General features: G+C 67.0%; 10 protein-coding genes. 6 read left to right on the top strand and 4 right to left on the bottom strand.

All coding sequences use genetic code 11. From position 1 onward, the window contains the following. Window positions 1-24: 24 nt before the first annotated feature. Both PHI64_RS04625 and PHI64_RS04620 read left to right on the top strand, forming a co-directional pair. Window positions 25-1,722, top strand: a complete 1,698-nt coding sequence (locus PHI64_RS04625; protein ID WP_299879310.1) for an ATP-binding cassette domain-containing protein — start codon at window positions 25-27, stop codon at window positions 1,720-1,722. After that, the gene (locus PHI64_RS04620; protein ID WP_299879307.1) at window positions 1,715-3,127 is read left to right on the top strand and encodes an HlyD family type I secretion periplasmic adaptor subunit; all 1,413 of its coding nucleotides are present in this window, start codon (window positions 1,715-1,717) and stop codon (window positions 3,125-3,127) included. The genes PHI64_RS04625 and PHI64_RS04620 overlap by 8 nt, the downstream gene beginning before the upstream one ends. A 57-nt stretch (window positions 3,128-3,184) precedes the next feature. Here the strand turns inward: PHI64_RS04620 and PHI64_RS04615 are convergent, their stop codons facing one another. Further along, a complete protein-coding gene (locus PHI64_RS04615) occupies window positions 3,185-4,828 on the bottom strand; it encodes an ATP-binding domain-containing protein (RefSeq protein WP_299879304.1) in 1,644 nt (547 codons plus the stop codon). Between the two features lie 106 nt (window positions 4,829-4,934). Here PHI64_RS04615 and PHI64_RS04610 point away from each other — a divergent pair, with 106 nt between their 5' ends. Then, entirely contained in the window at window positions 4,935-5,399 is a 465-nt protein-coding gene (locus tag PHI64_RS04610; RefSeq protein ID WP_299879301.1) for a CreA family protein, read from the top strand. 74 nt (window positions 5,400-5,473) lie between these two features. Here the strand turns inward: PHI64_RS04610 and PHI64_RS04605 are convergent, their stop codons facing one another. Continuing rightward, window positions 5,474-6,775: an ATP-binding protein gene (locus PHI64_RS04605; RefSeq protein ID WP_299879298.1), complete on the bottom strand. Its 1,302-nt coding sequence runs from the start codon at window positions 6,773-6,775 to the stop codon at window positions 5,474-5,476. A 273-nt stretch (window positions 6,776-7,048) separates the two neighbouring features. On the opposite strand from PHI64_RS04605, the gene nirJ reads away from it, so the two are divergent. After that, window positions 7,049-8,242, top strand: a complete 1,194-nt coding sequence (gene nirJ / locus PHI64_RS04600) for a heme d1 biosynthesis radical SAM protein NirJ (RefSeq protein ID WP_299879295.1) — start codon at window positions 7,049-7,051, stop codon at window positions 8,240-8,242. A 20-nt stretch (window positions 8,243-8,262) separates the two neighbouring features. Next, a complete protein-coding gene (locus tag PHI64_RS04595; RefSeq protein WP_299879292.1) occupies window positions 8,263-9,822 on the top strand; it encodes a cytochrome D1 domain-containing protein in 1,560 nt (519 codons plus the stop codon). Window positions 9,823-9,837: 15 nt separating this feature from the next. Here the strand turns inward: PHI64_RS04595 and PHI64_RS04590 are convergent, their stop codons facing one another. Continuing rightward, complete coding sequence (locus tag PHI64_RS04590; RefSeq protein ID WP_299879289.1) at window positions 9,838-10,185, bottom strand: hypothetical protein; 348 nt, start codon at window positions 10,183-10,185, stop codon at window positions 9,838-9,840. Between the two features lie 167 nt (window positions 10,186-10,352). Between PHI64_RS04590 and PHI64_RS04585 the strand changes: the two genes are divergently transcribed. Continuing rightward, window positions 10,353-10,601, top strand: coding sequence for a DUF2249 domain-containing protein (locus PHI64_RS04585; protein WP_299879286.1), 249 nt, complete (start codon window positions 10,353-10,355; stop codon window positions 10,599-10,601). A gap of 3 nt (window positions 10,602-10,604) precedes the next feature. Here the strand turns inward: PHI64_RS04585 and PHI64_RS04580 are convergent, their stop codons facing one another. Further along, on the bottom strand, window positions 10,605-11,300 hold the full coding sequence (locus PHI64_RS04580) for a Crp/Fnr family transcriptional regulator (protein WP_299879283.1): 696 nt from the start codon (window positions 11,298-11,300) through the stop codon (window positions 10,605-10,607). Between the last annotated feature and the right edge of the window lie 47 nt (window positions 11,301-11,347).

Below are 11,347 nucleotides of genomic sequence, written 5' to 3'. Positions count from 1 at the left end.
CCATGAACCCACCCCCGTGAACCGATGAACGAATTCTGGCGACGCCTCGCCCTCCACCCCCGGCTCCGGATGGAGCTGTTCCTGTCCTCCCTGCTGATCAACCTCCTTGGTCTGGCCGGCTCCCTCTACAGCATCCAGGTTCTCAACCGCTACCTGGCCCTGGGCATCGACACCACCCTGCTGACCCTCACCGTCGGCGCCATCATCGCCGTGGTCTTCGAGCTGGCCCTGCGCTCGGCACGCCTGCGCATCGCCCAGTGGCTGTGCGCCCGGGCCGACGCAGCCCTGGGCGAGGCAGTCTTCGACAGCAGCGTGCGCGGCCAGTACGCCCTGCTTGAACAGTTGCCGGTGGCCGCCCGGCGGGAGATTCTGTCCGGCCTCGCCACCACCCAGCAGAGCTTTGGCGCCGGCAACCTGATCACCCTGCTCGACGCCCCCTTCGCCTTCGTCTTCCTGTTCGTGCTGGCCCTGCTCAATCCCATCCTGGCCCTCACCGCCATCCTGGTGATGAGCGGCGTCATCCTGGTCTCCCTGCTCGCCCAGCGCCGTCTGCGCGAGCCCATGGAGGCCCAGAGCCGCAGCACCATCCAGCTCGCCGGCCACCAGCAGACCCTCACCTCGGGCACCGAACTGGTGCGGGCCTTCCAGGCCGCCGGCGCCCTGCGCGAACGCTGGAACCAATGCACCACCGAACTCACCGGCCTGCGCGCCACCCTCGGCAGCCTGCAGAACACCATCCAGAACGCCAGCTACGCCGGCGGCGTGCTGCTGGGCATGCTGGTCATGGCCATGGGTGCCCGGGAGGTGCTGGCCGGGCGGCTCGACGTGGGCAGCCTGATCGGCGCCAACATCCTGGCCGGCCGCGCCCTCGCCGCCCTGACCCGGGCGCTGGGCCTGGGCGAGGCCATCGGCCGCGGCCAACGCGCCCTCGAACTGATCCGCCAGCTCAACGCCATCCCCCAGGAGCGCAGCGACGGCATGACCCTGGGCCAGTACAGCGGCAGCCTGCGCTTCGAGGATGCGGCCTTTGCCTACTCCAAGCAGCCCACCCCCATCTTCGAACACTTCGACTTCGAGCTGCCAGCGGGCGGCGTGGTGGCCGTGATCGGCGCCAACGGCACCGGCAAAACCACACTGGCCCGCCTTCTGGTGGGCCTGCTGGAACCGATCCGCGGCCGCCTGCTGGCCGACAGCATGGACCTGCGCCAGGCCGACCCGGGCTGGTGGCGGCGCCAGGTGGCCTACCTGCCCCAGGAGCCCCTGTTCTTCGACGGCACCCTGCGGGAGAACCTCACGGTGATGGCCCCCGATACGCCGGACGACGAGATCCTGGCCCTATGCCGTGAGCTGGGCATCGGCCCCTTCGTCGAGGGCAGCGCCGACGGCCTCAGCCTGGTCCTGCGCAACGGCGGCAACAGCATTCCCCTGGGCATCCGCCGTCGCCTGGCCCTGGCCCGGGCCCTGCTGGGCAAGGGCCGCGTGGTGGTGCTGGACGACCCCACCGAGGGCGTCGATGCGGACGGCTGCAAGGCCATCGCCAACATCCTCAACCGCCTGGTCAAGTCAGGCCACAGCCTGGTGGTGATGAGCAACGAGCCCTTCATCATCTCCGCCGCCCAGGCGGTGATCGACCTCAACCAGAAGCCCCAGCCCCGCGTTGTCCGCGCACCGACCGCCCCAGCAGCGCCCGCCGTCGCCGCCGGAGACAGCACCCATGACTGATTCCACCCTGCTTCCCGACACCCCGCCGCCCGCCGCCAGCCGCCTGCTCGAACGCATCCTCGGCGCCTTCGAGACCCACCCCCTGCTGTCGCGCCTGACCCGGCTGATCATGCCCCCCCGCGAGGAAGACGGCCAGCCCACCGATGCCCTCGTCGGCAGCCGCCTGACCATCCGCCTGCTGGCCCTGCTGCTGGGCACCCTGCTGCTGTGGTCCTTCCTGTTCACCCTCGACATCGCCAGCCACTCCACCGGCGAGGTCACCACCGCCGGCCAGACCAAGGTGGTGCAGCACCTGGAAGGCGGCATCGTGCGCCGCATCCTGGTGCGCGAGGGCCAGAGCGTGAAGGCTGGCGAGCCCCTGGCCGAAGTCGAGCGCAGCGCCGCCGAATCAGACATGCGCGAGCTCGAAGCCCAGCTCGGCGCCCTGCAGATCAAGGCCCTGCGCCTCGAAGCCCAGCTCGCCCGCCGTTCGGACTTCAAGGTGCCAGCCGACCTGGCCAAGCGCTTCCCCGACCAGGTGGAAACCGCCCGCGCCCTGCTGCTGGCCCAGAAATCCCGCGTCGGCAGCAGCTACGAGGCCCAGTCCCAGAAGATCAGCCAGCGCAGCGCCGAACAGGCCGAACTGCATGCCCGCCGCGCCCACACCGAGGGCAAGCTGCGCCTGCTGGCCCAGCAGATCGAGATCAGCCAGAAGCTCCTCGCCGAGGGCCTCGCCAACCGCTACGAGCACCTCAACCTGCTGAAGGAAGAAGAACTCGCCCGGGGCACGCTGAAGGAAATCGACGCCTCCCTGCGCCGGGTCGCCGCCGCCCAGAAGCAGGAAGACGCCTCCCTGCGCTCCCTGGATTCGGGCGACAGCGAACAGTTCCAGAAAGACCTGGCCGACACCCGCAAGCAGATCGCCGAAGCCCAGGAGCGCATGCGCAAGTTCTCCGACACCCAGGAACGCCTGGTGGTGCGCTCCCCCATCGACGGCGTGGTGATGACCCTGCAGGTGGTTACCGAAGGCGGCGTGATCCAGCCCGGCGGCACCCTGATGACCCTGGTTCCGGCGAATGAGCCACTGCTGATTGAAGCCAAACTGCCCATTGGGGACATCGGCATGGTGCGGGTTGGCCAGGACGCGCGCATCCAGCTGGTTTCGTCGGTAGCCCGGGGCTTCCAGCCGATCAAGGGCAAGGTGGTACATATCAGCCCCGACTCTGTACTCGACGAGCAGAAAATGCCCCACTACCGGGTGCGCATCGCCCCCGAGAGCACGGCCTTCGACCACCGGGGTACACGTTACCCGCTGATGCCCGGCGTACCGGTGAGCGTGGCCATCCTGACCGGCGAACGCAGCCTCTTCGGCTACCTGGCCGGCCCCATCACCGACGGTTTCCACATGGCGTTCTCCGAGCCCTGACACGGGTAGGGATGCTGACGGGAGTGCCCGCGGGGCCGAATTCAATCGACCCCACCGTTACACAGCCACCCGGGCCTGCAGCACCCTGGCCGAGGCTTCCGACACCACCAGGGTGAGCCGCATGGTTGCCCGGGTAGCCCCCACGAAGAGGCGGCGCATGGCCTTGTCGTCCAGTTCGGCAAAGTCGATCTCGGTCAGGATCACGCAGGGCGCGGCCCGACCCTTGAAGCGCAGCACCGAGTCGATGAGGATGTCACCCTCGGTCAGCACCGGGTTGCCCAGCAGGTCGTAGCGGCCGGTGGGCGCCCTGAGGCTGTAAGGCCCCAGGCGGGTGAAGGGGCTGAGGGCCGAATGCTCCCGCCCCCGGTAGCTGATCAGGGCAATATGGCTGCGTTTAAAGCCCAGGCCGATGGCCCGGGTGATGGCGCTCACGGACCTGCTCACCAGCTCACCCGGGCTGGCATAGGTGAGGATGTCCACCTCAGCACCACTCAAGGGGCTGCCCGCCTCCACCGACTCCGCCACCGGCAGCAGCCGGCGCAGGGTAGCGAGGATGTCCCGGGGGCTGCGGTAGTTGGTGTCCGAACGCAGGCTCACCCAGCCGGGCAGGGCCGCCGCCGGTCGGCCATAGAGGTTCTGTAGCGGATCTTCCAGCCACCACGCCCGCCCCCCGGGGCGCAGGAAGCGCAACAGGTTGTCGGCCCAGCCAGCACGGAAATCCTGCCCCTCGTCGATGATGATCTCGTCAAAGCAGTCTGCGTTGGACGGTGCATGCCCATCGAGAAACGCCTCCAGCCGGTCGAACACCCCGGGTTGACTGAAATCCGGCACCTGCCCGAGGGCACGGCTGAGGCGGTCGGCGAGCTGGTGATAGGTGGCCACCTCACCCCCCGGCGGAGCGATGAGGGCGATGTGATCGGCCAGGGGCCGGTTGTAGCAGACGTAGAGAGGCCTCCGCCCGGCCGCCAGCGCATCCCGGTAGGCGGCCATGGCCAGCTGGGTCTTGCCCGAACCGGCCGTGCCGATGATGCGTAGCCGGAACGGGTCGCACTCGATGCGCCGCGCCCACTCGGCCAGCCCTCCGGACAGGCGGGTATACAGGGCGTGGGCCTGGCCGACCACGGCATGAACCTCAGGTACCAGTTGCAGCACGTCCCCCAGAAAGCGGTGGATGCGGGCCCGGTCAGTCACCGCCGGTCCGCTAGCGGGCAGGATGCTGCGGATGATGGGCACCAGATAATCGCGCTTGGCCGCGTCCACGATGCGGGCCGGGTCCAGCCCCGCGGTACCGGCCTGTTTCACTTGGTAATCGGGGCAATACAGCAGAGCCTCCACCGGCACAGGCTCGCCGCCGCAGGCCGCCCGCAGTCGGCGGGTCAGGGCATCGGTGCTGCGGGCCAGCTGCAGGGACACATTCTTCTCCCGGTCGGCATAGCGCTTGACCAGCCCCTCCGGCGTCTCCGCCAGAAAGCCGGATTTCTGCTCGACCAGCAGCACCTTGCCGGTGGGGCCGACGATGGCAAAGTCGATCTCGCCGACGAAGGCCTGCCCGGCCTGCCCCACCCGGGTCCAGTGCACGCCGTGATAGATGGTGTAGGCGTCGTCCAGCCCGGCAGCGAGCAGGGCAAGGGTCTCGATCTCGCGCTGGGCGGCGCCGGTCGCCTGCATCTCGCGCCAGCCTTCGGGGTGAACAATGGCCATGACTTTGGGTTACAGTGATTCGGATAGAAGCGGCCAGGTCGGCACGCCATCCATTCTGTCAGCACTTCCCGGCGGCTGCCATGCCGCCCCCGCACGAGGACTCCCGATGAAGACCCTGCTCTCCCTATCCCTGCTGGGCGCCCTGCTGGCGACCACCGCCGCCCAGGCCGACGAGATCGGCTGCACCACCACCACCTGGAAACTGATCGGCGCCAACCACAAGGTGTGCGTGGAGGCCTTCAAGGATGCCAAGGTGCCCGGCGTGACCTGTCACGTCAGCCAGGCCCGTACTGGCGGCGTGTCCGGCAGCCTGGGCCTGGCCCAGGATCCGTCCCAGTTCTCCCTGGCCTGCCGCCAGACCGGCCCCATTACCCTGCCCGCCAAGCTGCCCGAGAGCGAGACGATCTTCTCGGAGGATACCTCTCTGGTGTTCAAGGAAACCCGCGTGGTGCGCATGTGGGACAAGGCCAACAACACCCTGGTGTACGTGGCCATCAGCCGCAAGCTGATTGAAGGCGCCCCCGCCAACAGCATCTCCACCGTCCCGGTGATGCCATGGGGTGGGCGCTGACAGGATGCACCGTGGGGTCGAGTTCATTCGACCGCCTCACCTTGAGCCCTTGGCAGACCGCTGGTGGGGCGCCTTCAGGGCTCGGTGGCTTCGGGGGGAGGCTCTATGGGCAGGATGACGGTGAAGGTGGTGCCCTTGCCCACTTCGCTACTCACCTCGATGCGGCCATGGTGGCGTTCGACGATGCCCCATGACAGGGACAAACCCAGGCCGGTGCCCTGGCCCACCGGTTTGGTGGTGTAGAAGGGTTCAAAGATACGTTGCAGGTCCTCGGCCGGAATCCCCTTGCCCGTGTCCGTCACGCTGACCCATACCCTGTCATCTCCCTGGCGCCCGGTACGCAGGCGGATCTCGCCCTGCTCCTGGATCGCTTGAGCGGCGTTGACGAGCAGGTTCATGAACACCTGATTGAGCTGCGAGCCCAAGCAGTAAACCGGCGGCAACTCGCCGAACTCCTTGACCACCGTGCAGTGGTACTTGAGCTGATTGCGGGCCATGTTGAGCGTGGATTCGAGGCCTTGGTGCAGGTCGGCCCAGTGCCATTCCGCGGTGCTGGTGTGGGAGTAGTCCTTCAGGTCGCTGACTATTTTGCGCACCCGGTCCACCCCTTCGGCCGACTCCCGGAGCAAGGACAGGATGTCCTCGCACAGGAAGGCGTAGTCGAGCTTGCCACGCAGGGCTGTCGCTTCGGCAAAGGGGGCGGGGTCGGCCACCTGCTGCCCCCCCCCTTCATAGGCATCCACCAGGGCCAGCAGATCCCTGACGTAGGTCTCGAGGGAGCCGAGGTTGGAGCCGACGAAACCCACCGGATTGTTGATCTCGTGGGCAATGCCGGCAGCAAGCTGCCCCAGGGAGGCCATTTTCTCCGCCTGCATGAGCTGCATCTGGGCCTTTTCGAGGGCCTGGGCTCCGCTTTCCACCTTGTGGCGCAGGCGCTGGTTGTTGCGATCAAGCATGTCTCGGGCAGCCTTGGCTTCAAGCTGCACCTGGACCCGGGCATTGACGATGGCGGCGTGGATGGGCTTGTGGATGTAGTCGGCTGCCCCCAGGCCGAAGCCGCGCTGCTCGCTGTCCTCGTCGATCAGGGCGGTTACCAGGATCACCGGAATGTCCCGGGTGGCCGGCACCTCGCGCAAACGCTTGAGCACTTCGAAGCCATCCATGTCCGGCATCATGATGTCGAGCAGGATCAGATCCGGCCGGGGCTCGCCCGCGGCCATCTCGAGGGCCTTGCTGCCACTGGCCGCCGAAATGACTTTCAGGTGATGGGGCAGCACCCCCTCCAGCACCATGCGATTGATGGGTTCGTCGTCCACTACCAGAACGGTGTGCCGGTGGCGCCCGGTGTCATCGGGGTGGCTGTCCGCGTGATCCATAATCAAACTCCGCTGCCGCAAGGATCTTCGTTGATTTAGTTATTTTTGATGATTTTAGCAATTATGCAGGCGGTGCGCCCATGATCAATTGCCTGATCCAAGCACATGTGCCGGGCCAGGGCGATGCATCGGCATTCAGATTACCCCTTCTTCCCGGGCCCGGCGCAATGGCTGCGGACATTGCACAAGACTACGAGCCAGGTTGATACCCATCAAGGCCGCAGGGGCAGACAGGCGCGGACAATCGTCCCAACTCTTCCGGAAGGCAAGGTCATGTTCCGTATCTCCAGTTACATCCGCGAAATCGCCAGCCCCAGCCCCCTCGGCCCGCGCCGTCAGCCTCCCGGGCCGGTGGTCATCTGGAACCTGATCCGTCGCTGCAACCTGACCTGCAAGCACTGCTACTCCATCTCCACCGACAAGGATTTTGCCGGCGAGCTGGACACCACCGAGGTGTTCCGGGTGATGGACGATCTGAAGGCCTCCCGGGTGCCGGTGCTGATCCTCTCCGGCGGCGAACCCCTGCTGCGCCCAGACCTCTTCGAGATCGCCGGGCGGGCCAAGGCCATGGGCTTCTACGTGGGCCTGTCGTCCAACGGCACCCTCATCGACGAAGGCAACATCGAGCGCATCGCCGCCGCCGATTTCGATTATGTGGGGGTCAGCCTGGACGGCATCCGCGACACCCACGACCGCTTCCGTCGCCTCAACGGCGCCTTCGACCGCTCCCTGGCCGGGCTGCGCCGCTGCCGTGACCTGGGCGTCAAGGTGGGAGTGCGCTTCACCATGACCCAGGACAACGCAGTCGACCTACCCGGCGTGCTGCAGTTGGTGGAGGACGAAGGGATTGACCGCTTCTACTTCTCACACCTCAACTACGCCGGCCGGGGCAACAAGAACCGGGCCGACGACGCCCGCCATCAGCTGACCCGTGAGGCCCTGGAGCTGCTCTTCGAGACCGCCTGGAACTGCGAGCAGCGTGGCCTCGACAAAGACTTCACCACCGGCAACAACGATGCCGACGGCCCCTTCTTCCTGCACTGGGTGCAGCGCCGCTTTCCCCAGCACGCCACCCACATCGAGGCCAAGCTGATGCAGTGGGGTGGCAACTCCAGCGGGGTGAACGTGGCCAACATCGACAACCTGGGCAACGTGCACCCCGACACCATGTGGTGGCACCACACCTTGGGCAACGTGCGCGAACGTGCCTTCGGTGATATCTGGCGCGACACCTCCGACCCGTTGATGGCCGGCCTCAAACAGTCGCCCCGTCCGGTGAAGGGGCGCTGTGCCGAGTGCCGCTACCTGGCCATGTGCAATGGCAACACCCGGGTGCGAGCCCAGCAGCTCACCGGCGACCCCTGGCAGGAAGACCCGGGCTGCTACCTGGGCAACGCCGAGATCGGCGTGGCCGAAGGCGAGCGCCTGGAAGTAAAGCCCTGGGTGCGTCTGCAACCCGCCGCCTGAGCCCCCACCGGAATCTCGCGATGAACCGCCTGCTCTCCCTCCTCGCCCTGGCCGCGCTGGCCGTCTCCAGCCACAGCGCCCGGGCCGCCGACGCCGCCGCCCTCTACAACCAGCACTGCATCGCCTGCCATGGCGCCGCCCGCCTTGGCGGCATGGGCCCGGCCCTGCTGCCGGAGAGCCTGGAGCGCCTCAAGCACAAGGATGCCCAGACAACCATCCGCGACGGTCGCCCCGCCACCCAGATGCCGGCCTTCGGCCAGATCCTCAGCGCCACCGAGATCGAAGCCCTCTCCGGGTGGATCTACACCCCGGTCAGCCCGGCCCCCAGCTGGAGCGAGGCCGACATTCGCGCCTCGCGGGTCGAGCACTTCCCCCGGGGCAGCCTGCCCGACGCCCGCCAGGGTGCCGTGGCCAAGGCCGATCCGATGAACCTGTTCATCGTCGTCGAGGCCGGAGATCACCATGTGAGCGTGCTTGACGGCGACCGCATGGAGCGCATTCACCGTTTCCCCTCCCGCTATGCCCTGCATGGGGGCCCCAAGTTCAGCCCGGACGGGCGTTACGTGTATTTCGCCTCCCGCGACGGCTGGATCAGCAAATTCGACATCTGGAACCTGCAGGTGGTGAGCGAGGTACGGGCCGGCATCAACACCCGCAACGCAGCCGTGTCAGCCGACGGCCGCTACGTGGCGGTAGCCAACTACCTGCCCGGCAACCTGGCAATCTTCGATGCCGACCTGCGCCTGATCAAGCTCGTCGAGGGACGCAATCTCAAGGGCGATCAGCGTTCACGGCTGTCCGCCGTCTATGACGCAGGGCCGCGGCGGAGCTTCATCGTCGGGCTGAAGGATCTGCCGGAAATCTGGGAGCTGTCCTACGACCCGGCCGCCCCCGCCTTCCACGATGGCTACGTCCACGACTACAAGATGGGCGAAGCCATCGCCACGCCGGGCTACCTCAACCCCCGTCGCACGGCACTGGAGCAACCCCTGGACGATTTCTTCTTCACCCAGGACTACGCCAACGTGGTCGGCGCCAGCCGGGACGGACACGGACAGGTAATCAACCTTGACGTACGCCGGGCCATCGCCGGCCTGGATCTGCCGGGCATGCCCCACCTGGGGTCGGGCATCTCCTGGCTGCACAAGGGCCAGCGGGTGGTGGCCAGCACCAACCTGAAGGATGCCCAGGTCAGCGTGATCCGCATGAGCGACTGGCACACCGTAGCCACCATCCCCACCCTGGGGCCAGGCTTCTTCCTGCGCAGCCACGAAAACAGCCCCTACGCCTGGGTGGACTCGATGATGAGCCCCAGCGCCCGCGACACCCTGCAGGTCATCGACAAGGAGCGTCTCGAAGTGGTGGCACAGGTTCGCCCCGAACCGGGCAAGACCTTCGCCCACGTGGAGTTCGACCGCCACGGCCGCTATGTGATCGCCAGCCTGATGGAGAAGGACGGTGCGCTGATCTTCCTCGACGCCAGTACCTTCAAGGAGATCAAGCGCCTGCCGGCGAGCAAGCCCATCGGCAAGTACAACCTGTTCAACAAGATCCAGCGCTCCGAAGGCACCAGCCACTGAAGCCCCACGGGGCAATCAGCAGTCCAGGGTGGCACGCTTCTCCTGGTACACCCGGCGACGGGTGGTGAGCTGTTCGACGGTGGCCGAGGACTGGGGCAACTGCAAGGCTGCATCGACCCCGCGGATCACCTCCAGCAACTCCTCGCACAAGGCCGCCCGGGCCGCCGGGTCGCTAGGCGCGACCACGTCCAGATGCTCCGGGACAGGCTCGGCCTGGGGCAAGGCCGGCGGCGGAGCCGGGCGCGACGGGCCCTCGACTTCACGCACCGTCAGGGCCTGATCGGCAAGTCGGTAATGGTCGGACCAATAGGCAATGGCCACTGCCAGCAGCAGGGCAACCAGGAGGGCGGACCCCTCCTTCACAATGTGATCTCGTATGGCATGGCGCGGAATGTAGCATCCGGGCGCCCAAACCGGGTGCGCCGCCCGACACGGAGAAGCATCAGTCCCTTGAGCAGGGTCAAGGCTGGCCCGGCCCCCCAGGGCCACTCTGTGACACCTGACCCACCCGTTTGATCAGGACTTAAAACATGTCGTCCAGCCCCGCCCCCGTGATCGTCGATGCCCGTGGCCTGCTGCCGCCCGAGCCCCTCAACCTGACCCTCGAAGCCCTCGACACCCTGCCACCGGACGGCGAGGTGATCCTGCTGCTGTACCGGGAGCCGACGCCCCTGTATGACGTGCTGCGCCGCAATGGCTACACCCACCGCACCGAGACGGGCGAGGACGGCGCCTTTGCCATCCATATCCGCCACGCCGGCGCCATGCCGGCCCCCTGAGTTTCAGTCGTGCTCGGCGAGGCGGACCGCGTCATGAATGATGATGTGCTTGCCCTGCACCGAGATCAGCCCGGCATCGGACAGCTCGTGAAAAATGCGCGACAGGGTTTCCGGCGTCAGGCTCAGGCGCGATGCGATCACCTGCTTGCTGGTGGGCAGCTCCACTGCCCGCTCACCCGGCTGGGGCGCACAAGGCACGCTCTCGGCGAGTTGCAACAGATAGCCGATGACCCGCTGGGTGGACGAGCGCAGGGCATACGACTCCACGTCACGCACCATGGAATGCAGGCGGATCGACATGCCGGCCAGCAGCTTGCGCGCAAAACGCGGGTCCTGCTCGGTCTGCCCGAAAACCGCCGCCGCACCGATGTGCAGCACCAGGGTGTCGGCCAGGGCCTCGCCCAGCACCGGATAGGGCTGATCGAGGAACATCACCGCCTCGCCGAAACTCTGCAGCGGGCCGAGAATTTCGACCACCTTTTCGTTACCCTGGGCCGAGGTGAAGGCCAGCTTGACCTGCCCCCACACGACCAGGAAGAAGCCTTTGGGCTGGTCACCGCGCTGGAACAGCCGGTCGCCCTTCTGCAGGCGCCGCTCCCGGGTGGCCGCCGCCATGTGGGACAGGTCTTCCGGGGACAGGGCGCTGAAGAGCGGCATCCGGCTCAACAGGCCGGGAATATCGATTTTCTCGGTGGACATGACACTGACTCTCAATTGGGGCGACATGCCCACGAGGGATTCTAACC

Source organism: Zoogloea sp. (assembly GCF_028689785.1).
Classification (GTDB): Bacteria; Pseudomonadota; Gammaproteobacteria; order Burkholderiales; family Rhodocyclaceae; genus Zoogloea.
This window is presented reverse-complemented; position numbering and strand designations above follow the sequence as displayed.